The 16,466-nt window shown below is 71.5% G+C and carries 8 protein-coding genes and 1 pseudogene; 4 read left to right on the top strand and 5 right to left on the bottom strand.

Going from position 1 to position 16,466, the window contains the following annotated elements; all coding sequences use genetic code 11:
• Positions 1-35: 35 nt before the first annotated feature.
• From OG878_RS41080 to OG878_RS41060, 5 genes and pseudogenes are all read right to left on the bottom strand, one after another.
• A complete protein-coding gene (locus OG878_RS41080) occupies positions 36-1,259 on the bottom strand; it encodes an aminotransferase class I/II-fold pyridoxal phosphate-dependent enzyme (protein ID WP_328891808.1) in 1,224 nt (407 codons plus the stop codon).
• 36 nt (positions 1,260-1,295) lie between these two features.
• Entirely contained in the window at positions 1,296-2,099 is an 804-nt protein-coding gene (locus tag OG878_RS41075) for an ABC transporter permease (protein ID WP_328891807.1), read from the bottom strand.
• Positions 2,096-3,103, bottom strand: a complete 1,008-nt coding sequence (locus tag OG878_RS41070) for an ATP-binding cassette domain-containing protein (protein WP_328891806.1) — start codon at positions 3,101-3,103, stop codon at positions 2,096-2,098. The genes OG878_RS41075 and OG878_RS41070 overlap by 4 nt, the downstream gene beginning before the upstream one ends.
• A pseudogene (locus OG878_RS41065) lies at positions 3,100-3,420 on the bottom strand (nucleotide disphospho-sugar-binding domain-containing protein); the annotation flags it as partial. The gene OG878_RS41070 and the pseudogene OG878_RS41065, both read right to left, overlap by 4 nt.
• A gap of 78 nt (positions 3,421-3,498) precedes the next feature.
• Positions 3,499-4,248 carry a thioesterase II family protein gene (locus OG878_RS41060; RefSeq protein WP_328891805.1) on the bottom strand — a complete coding sequence of 250 codons (750 nt, stop codon included), beginning with the start codon at positions 4,246-4,248 and terminating at the stop codon, positions 3,499-3,501.
• Between the two features lie 263 nt (positions 4,249-4,511).
• On the opposite strand from OG878_RS41060, the gene OG878_RS41055 reads away from it, so the two are divergent.
• The 4 genes from OG878_RS41055 (at position 4,512) to OG878_RS41040 (ending at position 16,466) form a co-directional block, all read left to right on the top strand.
• The gene (locus tag OG878_RS41055) at positions 4,512-5,891 is read left to right on the top strand and encodes an NDP-hexose 2,3-dehydratase family protein (RefSeq protein ID WP_328891804.1); all 1,380 of its coding nucleotides are present in this window, start codon (positions 4,512-4,514) and stop codon (positions 5,889-5,891) included.
• A 57-nt stretch (positions 5,892-5,948) separates the two neighbouring features.
• On the top strand, positions 5,949-6,194 hold the full coding sequence (locus OG878_RS41050) for a DUF5988 family protein (RefSeq protein ID WP_328891803.1): 246 nt from the start codon (positions 5,949-5,951) through the stop codon (positions 6,192-6,194).
• 18 nt (positions 6,195-6,212) lie between these two features.
• A complete protein-coding gene (locus OG878_RS41045; RefSeq protein WP_328891802.1) occupies positions 6,213-6,470 on the top strand; it encodes an acyl carrier protein in 258 nt (85 codons plus the stop codon).
• 69 nt (positions 6,471-6,539) lie between these two features.
• A complete protein-coding gene (locus tag OG878_RS41040; RefSeq protein ID WP_443049316.1) occupies positions 6,540-16,466 on the top strand; it encodes a type I polyketide synthase in 9,927 nt (3,308 codons plus the stop codon).

Raw genomic sequence — 16,466 nt, 5'->3', positions numbered from 1 at the left:
CGTGCGCTGGGCACGGCTGTGCTGGGGCCGGTCCGCTACTGTGCGGCGGTGCCGGTGGTTCGGGCACGCCGTAGCGCGGTCACCTCGGGCCCGTGGGCGACGGCGACCCGTACTACATCGCTGATGATCCCGATGTCGTCGGCGCTGACCTTGGGGCCGGTGGGCAGGGCGAGCAGCTGCTCGCACAGTGCCTCGGCGTGGGGGAGCGCCACGGTCGACTTGTCGGCGTACGGCTGAAGTTGATGCATGGCTTCCGGGAAATAGGGCTGGGCCAGGATGTTCTCTGCGCGCAGCACGTCGAGCAGCACATCCCGGTGCAGGCCGGCGGCCGGCTCGTCCACGGTGACCATCATGTAGTGGTGGGTATTGCGGTGCCGCGCGTCGTACTCCAGCGGCCGCACCCCCGGGACGGCGGCGAGCGCGGCCCGGTAGGCCTCGTAGTTGGCGTGGTTGTGGGCGACGGTGTCCTCGAGCGCGTCGAGCGACGTCACGCCCATCGCGGCCGCGGCCTCGCTCAACTTGCCGTTGGTGCCCACTTCTTCGACCCTGCCGTCCGGTCCGAAGCCGAAGTTCCTTATGGCCCGCATGCGTTCGGCCAGAGCGTCGTCATCGGTGACGATCGCACCGCCCTCGAAGGAGTTGACGATCTTCGTGGCGTGGAAACTGAACACCTCTGCGTCGCCGAAGCCCCCGATCGGGGTGTCCCCGTGGGTGCAGCCCAGGGCAGGGGCTGCGTCGAAGTACAGCCGCAGCCTGTTGGTCTCGGCGATCTTCTCCAGCCGCCGTACGTCGCAGGCCTGCCCCCACAGATGGACGCCGATGATCGCCCGGGTCCGGGGCGTGATCAGCGCCTCGACCCGGTCCGGGTCGATCAGTCCGGTCACCGGGTCGACGTCGCAGACGACCGGCCGCAGACCACGCCACTGAACGGCATGTGCTGTGGCCGGGAAGGTCAGCGCCGGGATGATCACCTCGTCGCCGGGGACGCCCCCGGTGGCCACGTCGCCGACCAGCATCTGCAACGCCACGGTCGCGTTGCACAGGGAGACGCAGTGGCGCACGCCCGCGAGCTCCGCCACGCGCGCTTCGAACTCATGCATGAGGGGGCCCATGTTGGACAGCCACTCGTTGTCCAGGACCCGGTTCATCCGCTCGAGGAACCGACGGCGGTCACCCTGGTTCGGTCTGCCCACCCGGCGGTCCTCCAGAAATGCTGGTGCCCCGCCGAACAGCGCCAGATCCTGTGTGCCGTGCTTCATCCGAACGGTCTCCCTCTGGAAGCGGTGCGGGCCACGTCAGACCCGTCTCCGGTACGCCTGGATGGACAGCGGGGCGAAGACGGCCGTCATCACCACGGTCCAGCCGACCGTCCACCACACCGAGTCGCCGATCGGTCCGCCCGTCAGCAACGAGCGCAGCGCGGTCGCCTCCTGCGAGATCGGATTGATGTCGGCCCAGGTCTGAAGCCAGCCGGGCATGGTGCTGGTCTTGACGAACACGTTGCTGCAGAAAGTGAGCGGGATCGCCAGCATTCCGGTGAGCATGTGCACCGTGGTGGCGGACTTGGCGGCGAGGCCGACCAGCATCGACAGCCAGGCCAGTCCCGCGCTGAACAGCGTGATCAGCAGCAGTCCGGCCAGCGTGGCCCAGACTCCGGTGTGCACCTCGAAGCCCTGCGCCGCGCCCACGGCCAGCAGCATGAGCAGCCCGGCCGAGACGCGCACCATGGTGCCGATCAGATGGCCCATCAGGGGCGCGATCCGGGCGATGGGCAGGCTGCGCAGCCGGTCGAACAGGCCGTTGCTGATGTCCTGGTGCAGTCCGGTGCCGGTGGCGAGTACGGAGGTGACCGACGACTGCACGATCAGCCCCGGCAGGGCGTACTGCAGATAGGTTGCGGTGTCCCCGGCGATCGCGCCGCCGAAGACGTACACCAGAAGCGCGATCACCATCAGGGGCTGCACGACGGCGAAGCCGATGATCTCGCCCGGGTTCGCCTTGAGGTGCCGCAGATTGCGTCCCCCCAGGGTCAGGCAGTGCCGGGCCGTCGTCACCGGACCCAGCCGGTGCTTCACGGGAGGGTGGGCGAGCGCGGTCATGAGCTGCTCCGTTCCGTCTGTCCCGCCAGTACGGCCCCGTCGGTGGCAAGGTCCGCCACGAGGCCGCGGTCCTTCTTGCCCCGGCTCCCGGTCAGTGACAGGAACACCTCGTCGAGGCTGGGCCGGCGCAGCGCCAGCTCGGTGACCTCGATGCCCGATTCGTCGAGGCGTCGCAGCACCGCGCTCGGCAGGGCCGTGTCATTGACCTGGATGCGCAGCTGGTTGCCGTCCGTGACGGGCCGGATCCCGCTGAGCTCCTCGACGATCCGCCGGGTGGCTTCGAGATCGCTGTCCGCGGCGAGCTGGATCTCCAGTGTCTGCCGTTCGGTCTTCGCCTTCAGCTCCTCGGGGGTGCCGGTCGCGATGGCCACGCCCCCGTCGATCACTACGATGTCGTCGGCGAGCCGGTCGGCCTCGTCCAGGTACTGCGTGGTCAGCAGGACCGTCGAGCCGTTGGTGACCAGTCCGCGCACGATGTCCCACAGCTCGTAGCGGCTCTCCGGGTCCAGGCCGGTGGTCGGCTCGTCGAGGTACAGCACCGAGGGCTCACCCACCAGGCTGACGGCGAGGTCGAGCCGGCGGCGCATGCCGCCCGAGTACGTCTGCGCCTTGCGGTCGGCGGCGTGGCCGAGCCCGAACCGCTCCAGCAGCTCCGAGGTCCGGCGTCTGGCCGCAGGCCGCTTGAAGCCCAGTAGCCGGGCCACCAAGGAGATGTTCTGCGCGCCGGTGAGCTGCTCGTCGATGGCCGCGTACTGGCCGGTGAGGCCGATGATCCGGCGGACCTCGTGGGGGTTGCGGGCGACGTCGTACCCGCAGACCCGGGCGATGCCGCCGTCCGGCGGCATCAGCGAGGCCAGGATGCGCACCGCCGTCGTCTTCCCCGCCCCGTTCGGGCCGAGGACGCCGAGCACGGTGCCCTGGCGCGCCGTGAGGTCGAGGCCGCTGAGTGCGGTGACCTTGCCGAACCGTTTGACGAGGCCTTCGGTCTCGATGGCGTACGTCATCGGGCGCCCGCGTTCTCCGGCGAGGCGGGCAGTGCCGTGTGCTTCATGGGTTCTCCAGACTTCGGGAAGGATTCGTTCAGCCGGCCGTCGATCAGCTGCGCGGCCCGTGCCGGTCCTCCGGCAGCCAGCATGTCCATGCGCATCCGGGCGACTTGGCGGCGGATGCGGGGGTCGTTCGCGACGCCCTCCACCGCTGCCCGCAGCCGCTCGGCGGTGACCTCCTCGCCCGGCAGCTCCACACCCAGGCCGGGTTCGGTGACACGTCCGCTGTTGACCCGGTTTTCGGGCGTGCAGGTGACGACCACCAGCGGTCTGCTGAAGGAGAGGGCCCCGGGAACACGAAGATCGCGACGTGTTTCGTCGTCATCGCCTCTCCAGACTCGTCCGCGGACCGGTCATCGCAGGGCCGGCTCGCTCAGCCGTTCGTCGAGGACCCGCAGGAGGTCGGCGGCGTGGTCGAGCAGATAGAAGTGGCCGCCGGGATACGTGTGGAGCTCGAACTCTCCGTCGGTGTGGGAGCGCCAGGCCTCCGCCTCTTCGCGGTTCGCCATGGGGTCGCTGTCCCCGACCAGGACGCTGATGGGTGCACTCAGCGGGGGCCTCGGGGTGTAGCGGTAGGTCTCCGCGGCGCGGTAGTCGTTACGGATGGCCGGCAGCACCATGCGCAGCAGCTCTTCGTCGCCGAACACCCGCTGATCGGTGCCGCTGAGCGCACGCAGCGCGCCGACCAGGCCGTCCGTGTCACGCAGGTGCACCTGCTCGTCGCGGTGGCGGGACGGCGCGCGCCGGCCGGAGGCGAATACCCGCAGGGGGAAGATCCCTTGCTGCTCCAGCCGGGTGGCCACCTCGAAGGCGAGGGTCGCGCCCATGCTGTGGCCGAAGAGCGCGAAGGGCCGGTCCACGGCGGTCACGACGGCCTCGCACACCCGGTCCGCCAGCATGCCCAGATCGTCGATCATCGGTTCGTGGAGCCGGTCCTGGCGGCCCGGGTACTGGACGGCGAGCACCTCGACGCGGGGGTTCAGCGCCTGGGCCACGGGGCGGTAGAAGGGCGCCGAGCCACCCGCGTGCGGCAGACAGATCAGCTGAACCGCTGCCTCGGCGCTCGGAAAGTAGCGCCGTATCCACAAATCGGAGTCGTTCATGCCAGCCTCTCTGGTCTCGAGCACGGCCAGCATCTGGGGAAGACGGGAGCACATGTCCCGTCGGCCGCTGGTGTCTAGGGAAGTTCGCAGACCGGCCTCGCGGCAGCTCCTCAGCAGGGATCTGAGTGAACACCTAGACCGGTCCGGCCCGACTGGGTCGGCTCCCGCAGTCGTGTTCACCTGGTACGCGACGCCATGGGCCGGCCCCGGTCACCCGACCGGAACAGGAGCGCCCCACTGACAGACGAACCGGGGGAGACACTATGCCGCTGACCACCGGACTCGGCGTTCTGCGTCATGCGGACTCGACCCTGCACGCGCGACTCGCACAGTCGGCGCGCGCGACCGACGGTGTGGCCACCAGCCCCGAGCAGTTCGAGAAGTGGTTCGCCGAGCGCTGTGCCGCCCAGGTCCATGAGGTCACCCGGATCCCGTTCGCGCAGCTGCGGAACTGGTCGTTCGCCGAGGACGGCGGGCACCTGGTGCACGACAGCGGCCGGTTCTTCTCGGTGGCGGGCCTGAACGTGGAGGTTGACGAGGGCCCCGTGCTGCAGTGGGCCCAGCCCATCATCCTGCAGCGGGAGATAGGCCTGCTCGGCATCGCCGTACGCGAGATCGACGGCGTACTGCACCTGCTGATGCAGGCCAAGGCGGAGCCGGGCAACCCCAACGGCGTGCAGCTGTCGCCCACCGTGCAGGCAACCAAGAGCAACTACACCGGAGTGCACCGAGGCCGGAACGTGCCCTACGTGGAGCACTTCGCCGAGGCCGAGCCGCGCAGGGTGATCGCCGACGTGCTCCAGTCCGAGCACGGCGCCTGGTTCTACCGCAAGCGCAACCGCAACATGGTCATCGAGGTCGGACCGGACGTCGAGGCGGGCGAGGACTTCTGCTGGCTGACACTGGGTCAGGTGCAGGAGCAGCTGCGCATCGACCATCGGGTGAACATGGACGCCCGTACGGTGCTGTCCTGTCTGCCCGGAGCCGGCAACGAGGAAGGCGGCCTGCACACCGAGACCGAGATCCTCAGCTGGATCACCTCCAACCAGGCCGTTCACGACGTGGACTCCACCGTCGTCGGCCTGCGGGATCTGCCCGGCTGGCAGCAGTCGGACTGGTCGATCTCGCACGAGAGCGGACACTTCTTCAGCGTCACCGCCGTGGACGTCGTCGCCAACAGCCGGGAAGTGGGCGGCTGGACCCAGCCGCTGCTCGAACCGCACGGTGTCGGCGTGGCCGCCCTGCTGGTCAAGCGGTTCGGCGGAGTGCTGCACGTGCTGCTGCGCGCCCGTATCGAGCCCGGCTACATCGACGCCATCGAGCTCGCACCGACCGTGCAGGGCACCCCGGAGAACCATGCACAGCTGGGGGGCACCGTCCACGAGCAGTTGCTCGACATCGAGCGCCGCCTCCGCACCGACCGCGTGCTGTTCGACGCCGAGATGTCGGAGGAGGGCGGCCGCTTCTACCACTCCCGCAGCCGCTACATGATCATCGAGGTGGGCGAGGACCACCCCGACGAGGAGCCGCCCGGATTCCGCTGGATGACGCTGCCCCAGATCACCTGGCTGCTCCAGCACCGGCACTACCTCAATGTGCAGGCCCGAAGTCTCATCGCCTGTCTGCACGCCTGCGCGGACTGACCCATCCGGCACCTGACATCGCACCGTCGAACATCCGGCAGACAGAAGGGGCATCCCATGAGCAGAAACATCGAGCGAACCGAGGACGAGCGCAAGGTGCTCGTGGAGCTGGTCGGTGGTCCGGCAGACCTCCCGCAGGCTCAGCGGACGATGCGCGTCGACGCGGCCGAGGCACAGCAGAAGATCAAGATCAAGTACTACGGCGGATATCAGCACTTCGAGCCCTCCGACGATTCAGGCGGGAACGGCGGCCAGTCGTCGAGGACCTTCCGCTGGACCGGTTTCACCAAGATCGCGGAATAGCCGGGAGCAGCCCGCCCCATGGACACCTTGCGCCCCATGGACACTCCCGGCACCGGGAACTCACCCGTACGCCTGTCCCTCGCCTCGCTCAACGACGCGGATCAGGTGCTGGAGATGGGCTTCGGCTCCCTTGGAGCCGTCGAACTGCGCAACCGGCTCAGCAAGGTGACCGGGCCGGCCGCCGCTCCGCCCGTGCCACCGGACGCGGTGATCGACGGCCTCGACGCGGCCCCCGACGACGAGATCTTCCGGTTCCTCGACGGGCTGGACACGTGAGCGGCGAATGGAGGAGCAGGACGTGCATCAGGCCACGCGGTCCGGACGAGGGGGAAACCGATGAGTCCCATGAATGAGGAGCGGCTGCGCGATTATCTGAAGCGCGCCACCGCCGATCTGCAACGGACCCGCCAAAAGCTCACGGAGTACGAGGAGAAGAGCTCCGAACCGATCGCGATCGTCGGCATGAGCTGCCGGCTGCCCGGTGGGGTCGCCTCCCCCGAGCAGCTGTGGCAGCTGGTGGCCGAGGGCACCGACGCGGTCTCGGAGTTCCCGGCCGACCGCGGCTGGGACCTTCAGTCGCTGTACGACCCGGACCCCGACCAGCCCGGTACCTGCTATTCCACGCAGGGCGGATTCCTCCACGACGCCGCCGAGTTCGACGCCGAACTGTTCGGGCTGAGCCCGCGCGAGGCACTGGCCACCGACCCGCAGCAGCGGCTGCTCCTCGAGGCATCCTGGGAGGCGCTGGAGCACGGCGGGATCAGCCCGACCTCGCTGCGCGGCAGCCGCACGGGTGTGTACGTCGGCGTGATGTACAACGACTACGGCGCCCGGGTGCGGCAGGCACCGCGAGGTCTGGAGGGCTACATCGGCAACGGCAGTTCGCCGAGCATCGCCTCCGGCCGCATCGCCTACACCCTCGGCCTGGAAGGGCCTGCGGTGACGCTGGACACGGCGTGCTCCTCATCGCTGGTGGCCCTGCATCTGGCCTGCCAGGCGCTGAGGTCGGGGGAGTGCACGCTGGCGCTGGCCGGCGGGGTGACCGTCATGTCCACACCGGCCGCCTTCGTGCAGTTCAGCCGGCACCGGGGACTGGCACCCGACGGGCGCTGCAAGTCCTTCGCCGACGGGGCCGACGGTACGGGCTGGTCCGAGGGCGTCGGTCTGCTGGCCCTGGAGCGGCTGTCGGTGGCCCGGCAGAACGGCCACCCGGTGCTGGCCGTGATCCGTGGCAGCGCCATCAACCAGGACGGCGCCAGCAGCGGCCTCACCGCGCCCAACGGACCCTCCCAGCAGCGCGTCATCCGGCAGGCGCTGACGAGCGCCGGCCTCACCACGGCCGACGTGGACGCCGTCGAGGCGCACGGCACCGGGACCCGGCTGGGGGACCCGATCGAGGCGCAGGCGCTGATCGCGACGTACGGCCAGGACCGCCCGGAAGAGCGGCCGTTGTGGCTCGGATCGCTCAAGTCGAACCTCGGGCACACCCAGGCCGCCGCCGGCGTGGCCGGTGTGATCAAGATGGTGCAGGCGATACGGCACGGCAGCCTCCCGAAGACCCTGCACGTGACGGAGCCCTCACAGCATGTCGACTGGTCCGCCGGCCGCGTGCGCCTGCTCACCGAGGCCCAGCCGTGGCCCGAGCGGGACCGCCCCCGCCGAGCCGGCATCTCGGCGTTCGGGGTCAGCGGCACCAACGCCCACCTGATCGTCGAACAGGCCCCTGCGGAGCAGGAGTCCGTCGCCCCGCCGGACGGCGCGGTCCTCCCCGTCGTCCCCTGGGTGGTCTCCGCCAAGACCCCTGAAGGCCTCGCCGCCCAGGCACGCCGGCTGCTCTCCGGTGTCGCCGGGCACGCCCCCCAGGACATCGGCTACTCGTTGGCCACCACGCGCGCACCCTTGGAGCGGCGGGCGGTGGCGGTGGGAGCAGGCCCGGAGGAGCTGCTGACCGCGCTCACCGCGATCGCGGACGGCGGGACCGCCGGACCCGGCGTCGTGGCCGGGCAGCCCCTCGGCGGACCGGTCGCCTTCATGTTCAGCGGCCAGGGCTCCCAACGACCCGGAACGGGCCGTGAGGTGTACGCCACTCACCCCGTGTTCGCGCGGGCGCTGGACGAGATCTGCGCGCACCTGGACACCGGGTCGGGCACCCCGCTGAAGACGGTCATGTTCGAGGACACCGGCCTGCTGGACCGCACCGAGTACACCCAGCCCGCCCTGTTCGCGCTCGAAGTGGCACTGTTCCGGCTGCTCGAGTCCTGGGGCGTACAGCCCGACCACCTCATCGGCCACTCCATCGGCGAACTCGCCGCCGCCCATGCCGCGGGCGCCCTGTCCCTGCCGGACGCCTGCCGGCTGGTCACAGCCCGCGCCCGGCTGATGCAGGCGCTGCCGGCCGGTGGCGCCATGGTCGCCGTACGAGCCACGGAGGCCGAGGTCACCGGGCTGCTCGGCGAGCGGGTATCGATCGCCGCGATCAACGCGGCCGGTTCCGTGGTGCTCTCCGGCGACGAGGACGAAGTGCTGCGCGTCGCCGCCGAGTTCACCGACCGCGATACCCGCCGCCTCAACGTCAGCCACGCGTTCCACTCCCACCGCATGGACGGGATGCTGGAGGAATTCCGCGCGGTGGCAGAGACCGTGCAGTACCGCAGGCCGGACATCCCCGTCGTGTCCAACCTGACGGGGCGGCCTGTGGAAGAGTTCACCGCCGACCATTGGGTGCGGCATGTGCGTGAGACGGTCCGTTTCGCCGACGGCATCGACCAGCTGCGCACGCTCGGCACGACGCGGTTCGTCGAACTGGGCCCCGACGGCCCGCTGTGCGGGGCCGTCGCCGCCGACCTGACCGACCCGAGCCTCGTGGAGCCGCTGCTACGCAGGGACCGGCCGGAGCCCGAAACCCTCACCGGGGCGCTTGCCCACCTCTGGGCCGGCGGTGTCGCCGTCGACTGGTCAGCCTTCTACGAGGGCAGCGGAGCCCGGCGTGCCGAACTGCCCACCTTCGCCTTCCAGCACCGCCGCTTCTGGCTGGACGCGCCCGTCTCCCGCCCCGACCCGGCGGCCGGCCACCCCATCCTCGGGTGTCGGATGGAACGCGCCGACGCGGACGGGTTCGTCTTCGGTGGCGAACTTTCCGTCCTTACGCACCCCTGGCTGGCCGACCACCGCGTCGCCGACCGGATCCTGGTGCCGGGCACCGCCTTCCTGGAACTCGCGCTGCGGGCCGGCACCCAGATCGGCTTCCCCCGGGTCGACGAACTCGTGCTGGCCGAACCACTGGTTCTCGACCCCGCCGACCGGATCACCCTGCAAGTGGTGATCGGCGCCGCAGACTCCGCCGGCCGTCGTCCCGTCACCGGCTATGCGAGACCGGAGTCGGACACCCCGGACCCGTGGGACCAGCCGTGGACCCGCCACTTCACCGGCACCCTGACCGTGTCACCGGACCCCGTCGAGCCCGCACCCACCGTCTGGCCGCCGGCCGGCGCGACCCCCCTGGACATCGGACACCTCTACGAGGAACTCGCCGTGGCCGGCCTGCAGTACGGGCCCCTGCTGCGCGGACTGCGCGCCGCCTGGCGGCTCGGTGACGAGATCCACGCCGAGGTCGAGCTGCCCGAGTCCCAGCACATCGAGGCCGAACGCTTCGAACTGCACCCGGCCCTCCTCGACGCCGCCCTGCACGCGTCCGCCCTCGGAACCGATGCCTCGGCCGCCGGCGCGATCCCCTTCACCTGGACCGGCGCCAGCGTGCACACCCCGGGTGCCACCGGACTGCGCGTCACCCTCAGCCGCTCCGGACAGCGCTCGCTGACGCTGACCGCGACAGACACCGCCGGGGCGCCGGTCGTGTCCGTCGACTCGCTGCTGGTGCGTCCCCTGCCGGGGGACCGGCTGCGCGCGCTGCCCCGCCACCGCGACACGTTGTTCCGCATCGACTGGCTGGAGGTCCCCACCGGGCCCGGCCCCGAGGGCGGAGTGCCGGACGTGGTGGATCTGCCGGGTGGTCCCGCGCTTCCGGACGACCCGCACGAGGCGGTGCGCGAGGCCCTGCACCGCACCCTCGCGCGACTGCGGGACCTGCTCGCCGAGCCGGAGGCCGAGGATCTCACTCCGCTCGTGCTGCGCACCCGCGGCGCAGCACGGCTGCCCGACGAGAGCGGAGACGTCGACCCGGTCGCCGCCGCCGTGCAGGCCCTGGTGCGCTCGGCGCAGTCGGAGAACCCGGACCGGTTCGTCCTCGTGGACGTCACCGACGACGACCCGGAAATCCCCGTGGCGGCTCTCCCGTACGACGAGCCGTCGCTCCTGTGGCGCGACGGCCACTGGTACGCACCCCGCCTCGCCCGGCCCGCGGCCCGCACCGAGGAGGCGGCCCCCGCCTTGGACCCCGACGGTACGGTTCTGGTCACGGGAGCCACCGGTCGGCTCGGCCGCGCACTCTGCCGGCATCTTGTCGAGGAGCACGGTGTCCGGCATCTGCTGCTGACCAGCAGGTCCGGACCCGGCGCCACGGGCGCCTCCGAACTGACCGCGCTGGAAGCCGAGGTGAGGATCGCCTCCTGCGACGTGGCGGACCGGGACGCGTTGGCGGCGCTGCTCGCCACTGTGCCCTCCGAGCATCCGCTGACCGCAGTCGTCCACCTGGCGGGCGTCCTCGACGACGGCATCATCCAGTCGCTGACCCCCGAGCGCATCGACGCCGTACTGGCCCCGAAGGTCTACGGCGCGCTCAACCTGCACGAGCTGACCCGGGGACTCGACCTCTCGGCGTTCATCCTGTTCGCCTCGGCCGCCGGCACCTTCGGCGGCCCCGGCCAGGGCAACTACTCCGCCGCCAACGCCTACCTCGACGCCCTCGCCGAACAGCGCCAGCGGGACGGACTGCCGGGCCTGTCGCTGGCATGGGGCCTGTGGGAAGGCCAGGACGGCATGGTCGGCGGCCTCAGCGACGTCGACCTGCAGCGCGTCGCCAGCATCGGTGTCCTCAGCCTGAGCGGCCCCGAAGGACTCGCTCTGTTCGACACGGCCCTCGGCCGCCCCGAGGCCAACCTGGTGCCGGCCGCCTTCGACTTCCCCGTGCTGCGCGGGCAGGACGGCAAACAGGCGATGCACGCCCTGCTGCGCGGTCTGGTCCGCCACGAGAGGCCCGCGACCGGCCCGGCAGCCCGACCGGCCCGGATGATCGACCTGGTCCGGGCTCGGGTGGCCGCCGTGCTGCGGTACTCCTCGGCGAGCGCCGTCGACCCCGACAAGGCCTTCTCCGAGCTCGGCTTCGACTCGCTGATGGCGGTCGAACTGCGCAACGCGCTCAGCGAGCAGACCGGCCTCAGACTGCCCGCCTCGGTCATCTTCGACCAGCCCACCCCTGCCGCCCTGGCCGAGCACCTCGAGTCCCTGACGGCCGCCCCCAAGACAACGTCCGCCGGCAGGACCGCGCCCGTACCGGCGGCCGCCGCAGTCGCCGACGGCGAGCCGATCGCGATCGTGTCCATGGCCTGCCGGCTGCCCGGCGGTGTCGAAACGCCGGAACAACTCTGGGAGCTGGTGCTGCGCGGCGACGACGCCGTCGTGCCGATGCCGGACGACCGCGGCTGGGACCTCGACGCGCTCTTCGACCCGGACGCCGGCCGGCCCGGTACCAGTTACGCGTGTGAGGGCGGCTTCCTCGCCGACGCCGACCAGTTCGACCCCACTCCCTTCGGGATCTCGCCCCGCGAAGCCCTCGCCATGGACCCTCAGCAGCGTCTGCTGCTCGAATCCTCCTGGGAGCTCTTCGAGCGGGCCGGTCTCCCCCCACGCTCCCTGCGGGGCAGCAGCACGGGCGTGTTCATCGGCCTGATGTACACCGACTACGCGACCCTGTTGCTGGGCCGCGACCACGATCTGGAGGGCCACCTCGGCACCGGCACCGCCGGCAGTGTCGCCTCCGGGCGGCTCTCCTACACCTACGGACTGGAGGGCCCGGCGGTCACCGTCGACACCGCCTGCTCCTCCTCCCTCGTCTCCGTGCACATGGCGGTCGCCGCGCTCCGCTCCGGCGAGTGCTCGCTCGCCCTGGCCGGCGGCACCACCGTGATGTCCACACCGACGGTGTTCGCCGAGTTCAGCCGCCAGCGCGGTCTCGCCACCGACGGCCGCTGCAAGCCGTTCGCGCAGGGCGCCGACGGCACCGGCTGGGGCGAGGGCGTCGGCCTGCTGCTCCTCGAGCGGCTGTCCGACGCCCGCCGCAACGGGCACACCGTGCTCGGCGTCGTACGCGGCTCGGCCGTCAACCAGGACGGTGCCTCCAACGGGCTCACCGCACCCAACGGCCCCTCGCAGCAACGAGTGATCCGCCAGGCCCTTGCCAACGCCCGCCTGGACGCCGCCGACATCGACACTGTCGAGGCTCATGGCACCGGTACCCCGCTCGGCGACCCCATCGAGGCGCAGGCGCTGCTCGCCACCTACGGTCAGGAGCGGCCGGACGGCTCCCCGCTGCTGGTCGGTGCGCTCAAGTCGAACCTCGGGCACACCCAGGCCGCCGCCGGAGTCGCCGGAATCATCAAGACCGTCCTGGCCATGCGCCACGGCATCCTGCCGAAGATCCTGCACCTGGACGAGCCGTCCACCCGGGTCGACTGGGACTCCGGCGCCGTACAGCTGCTGGACAGGAATCAGGACTGGCCGGACACCGGACGTCCGCGCCGGGCCGCGGTGTCCTCGTTCGGCATCAGCGGCACCAACGCCCATGTGATCCTCGAGCAGGCACCCGACGTGAATGTCCGGCCGAACGAGCACCCTGCGCCGCCCGCGGCCGTCGCCTGGACGCTGTCCGCGCCGACCGAACCGGCCCTGCGGGCGCAGGCGCACCGCCTGCTGCCGGCCGTACAGGAACTGGCGCCCGTGGACGTGGGTCTGACCCTGGCCACGACCCGGTCCGCCTTCGAGTACCGCGCGGTGATCGTCGGAGCAGACCGTGGCCAACTGCTCGACGGGCTGCAGGCCCTGGCCGCCGGCGAACCCAGCGCGAACGTCGTCGAGGCGGTCGCCCGCCCGGCGAGCCGCCCGGTGTTCGTCTTCCCCGGCCAGGGCTCCCAGTGGGCCGGCATGGCGGCCGAACTGATCGACACCTCACCGTTGTTCGCACGGAGCATCGCCCGCTGCGAGGCCGCACTCGCCGAGTTCGTCGACTGGCGGCTCACCGACGTACTGCGCGGCGCACCCGGCGCACCCGGACTCGACAGCGACGATGTGGTGCAGCCCGCGACCTTCGCCGTCACCGTGTCGCTGGCAGAACTGTGGCGCTCCTGCGGCGTCGAACCGGCCGCGGTCATCGGCCACTCCCAGGGCGAGATCGCCGCCGCCTGCTTCGCCGGTGCGCTGACCCTGCGCGACGCCGCCCGCGTGGTCTGCCTGCGCGGCCGGGAGGTCACCGCGCTCGCCGGGCTCGGCGGCCTGCTCTCGGTGGCCGCCCCGCAGCCCCGGGTCGAGGAACTGCTGCGGTCCTACGAGGGCCGGCTGTACATAGGCGCGGTCAACAGCCCCGGCGCCGTGGTCGTCTCCGGGGACGCGGACGCACTCGAGGAGTTCGTCGCCGAGTGCGCGGGCCAGGACATCCGCACCAGGACGGTGCCGATCAACTACGCCTCCCACTCCCCGCACGCGGACGCAGTCGAGGACCGGCTCGCGGAGGTTCTCGCGCCGATCGAACCGTCGGCGCCCGAGGTGCCGTTCTTCTCCACCGTGACCGCCGACTGGATCGACGGCCCGGAGTTCGACGCCTCGTACTGGTTCCGGAACCTGCGCCTGCCGGTACGCTTCGCCGACTCCGTGCGGGCACTCGCCGAGGAGGGCTTCGGGCCGCTGATCGAGGTCAGCGCCCACCCCGTTCTGACCGGCGCCGTCGAGGAGACCCTCGCCGACCGCGACGACGTGGTCGCCCTCGGCTCGCTGCGCCGCTTCGACGGCGGACTGGCCCGCTTCCTGCGCTCCGTCGGCGCGGCCCATACGGCGGGCGCGACCGTCGACTGGACTCAGGTCTTCGAGGGCACCGGAGCCCACCGCGTCGACCTGCCCCCGTACGCCTTCCAACGCCGCCGCTTCTGGCCGGAGTTCAAGGAAATCGCAGCGCAGGCCGCCGACCCGGTCGAGGCAGAGTTCTGGCGGGCCGTACGGCACCAGGACCTCGATGCGCTCGCCGAGCACACCGGTCTGGCGCGCGGAGAACTGGAACCCGTGCTGCCCGCACTGTCTCGCTGGCACACCGGGCACCAGGTTCGCGCCACGCTGGACAGCTGGCGGTACCGCACCCAGTGGGAGCCGGTACCGGCGACGGACCAGGACGCGTTGTCCGGAAGCTGGCTGGTGCTGCGCCCGGCCGAGGGGAACCACCGTCTCGCAGATGCTGCGGCCCGTGCACTGGACCAGGCGGGCGCCGACGTGATCGACGTACCGGTGGACACCGCCGAGAGCGACGCCGCCCGGCTGGCCCGGCAGATCATGGACGCCCTCGTCGACGGCCGGCGCCCCGCGGGTGTGCTCTGCCTCACCGGCCTCGACGAGACCCCCCACCCCGACCACCCGGCCGTGACCGCCGGGCTCACCGCCGCTCTGGCCACGGTCCGGGCCCTGACCGAACTCGACCTGGACGCCCCGCTGTGGCTCGCCACCTCGGGGGCCGTGGGAACCGGACCCGACAACCCGCCACGCCACCCGGTGCAGGCACTGGTGTGGGGGACGGGTGTGGTGCTCGGCCTCGACCTGCCCCGCCGCTGGGGCGGACTTGTCGACCTGCCGGAGGAGCTCGACAACGACAGTGCCCGCCACCTGTGCGCCGTGCTCTCCGGCAGCACGGGCGAGGAACAGCTGGTGATCGGGGCGTCCAGCGTGCTGGCCCGCCGACTGGTCCGCGCGCCCGCCGAAGGACCGGCGACGCCCTGGCAGCCGCGGGACACCGTGGTGATCACCGGCGGCACCGGGGCGCTGGGCAGCCGGGTGGCCCGCTGGGCCGCGCGCTCCGGCGCCGACCGCATCGTCCTGGTCAGCCGGCGCGGTGAGGCCGCCGAAGGCATGCCCGAACTGCTCAATGAACTAGTCGATTCGGGAGCCGACGTCGTCATCGCCGCCTGCGATCTGGCCGACCGGGCCGCCCTCGGCGACCTGTTCGACAAGATCGGCTCCGACGGCCCGCCGATCCGCGCGGTGCTGCACGCCGCAGGCACCAGCGGACGCGAGCTCCCCGCCGACGAGCTGACAGCCGCCGAACTGGCCACCGTGCTGGCTCCCAAGGTGACCGGCACCCGCCATCTCGCCGCCCTCACCGAAGACCTCGACCTCGACGCCTTCGTCCTGTTCTCCTCCGGCGCCGGGACCTGGGGCAACTCCGGCCGGATCGGCTACGCGGCGGCCAACGCCCAGCTCGACGCCTTCGCCGCCGAACGCCGCGCCGCGGGCCTGCCGTTCCTGTCCATCGCTTGGGGCGCCTGGGACGGCGGCGGCATGGTCGACGCGGAGACCGCCGCCCATTTGCGCCGGCTCGGCAACCGGCAGATGGACCCGGACCTCGCCATTGCCGCGCTCGCCGACGCCGTCGGCCGCCAGGACCACAACCTGGTCGTCGCCGACATCGGCTGGCAGGCCTTCGCCCCCGCGTACACCGCTGCCCGCCCCAGGCCGCTGATCCTCGGCGTGCCCGAGGCGCGCCAGGCGCTCACCGAGTCGGAGACGGTCGCCGTCGAGAGCGACAGCGCGACCGAACTCGTCCGCGAACTGTCCGAGCTCGACGACGCCGAGCGGGAACGGCTGCTGCTCGACCGGGTCAGGCGTGAGGCGGCAGTGACTCTCGGGCACGACTCCGTCGCCGAGCTGCAGTCCGACCGGTCTTTCCGGGACCTGGGCTTCGACTCGTTGACCGTGGTCGCACTGCGCAACCGGCTGTCCGCGATCACTGGCCTGAAACTCCCGACCACCCTGGTCTTCGACCACCCCACCTTCCCGGCCCTCGCCCGCTATCTGACGACCCGGCTGTTCGACGCCGACGGCGAAGCGGCCGCGCAGAGCCCGGAGGAGGCAGCCACCTGGTCGACCCTGCGCACCATCCCGCTGAGCAAGCTGCGCGAGACCGGGCTGCTCGACGCCCTGCTGGAGCTGGCCGCGGCCCCGCACCAGCAGGGCGCGCCGGAGTCGGACACCGAGGCCGGCGCCGTGGACCGTATCGACGACATGAACGTGGCCGACCTCGTCGAGTTGGCACTCGGCACCGACAACCACGTACGGGAAAGCTGA

This window comes from Streptomyces sp. NBC_00316, from assembly GCF_036158715.1.
In the GTDB taxonomy this organism is placed as follows: domain Bacteria; phylum Actinomycetota; class Actinomycetes; order Streptomycetales; family Streptomycetaceae; genus Streptomyces.
Note: the sequence above shows the minus strand (reverse complement) of the source record. Positions and strands in the feature narration are given on the sequence as shown.

Bases quoted from the DNA above. Each gene is read 5' to 3' on its own strand.
- OG878_RS41080 (WP_328891808.1), bottom strand. From the start codon at position 1,259: ATGAAGCACGGCACACAGGATCTGGCGCTGTTCGGCGGGGCACCAGCA.
- OG878_RS41075 (WP_328891807.1), bottom strand. From the start codon at position 2,099: ATGACCGCGCTCGCCCACCCTCCCGTGAAGCACCGGCTGGGTCCGGTG.
- OG878_RS41070 (WP_328891806.1), bottom strand. From the start codon at position 3,103: ATGACGTACGCCATCGAGACCGAAGGCCTCGTCAAACGGTTCGGCAAG.
- OG878_RS41060 (WP_328891805.1), bottom strand. From the start codon at position 4,248: ATGAACGACTCCGATTTGTGGATACGGCGCTACTTTCCGAGCGCCGAG.
- OG878_RS41055 (WP_328891804.1), top strand. From the start codon at position 4,512: ATGCCGCTGACCACCGGACTCGGCGTTCTGCGTCATGCGGACTCGACC.
- OG878_RS41050 (WP_328891803.1), top strand. From the start codon at position 5,949: ATGAGCAGAAACATCGAGCGAACCGAGGACGAGCGCAAGGTGCTCGTG.
- OG878_RS41045 (WP_328891802.1), top strand. From the start codon at position 6,213: ATGGACACCTTGCGCCCCATGGACACTCCCGGCACCGGGAACTCACCC.
- OG878_RS41040 (WP_443049316.1), top strand. From the start codon at position 6,540: ATGAATGAGGAGCGGCTGCGCGATTATCTGAAGCGCGCCACCGCCGAT.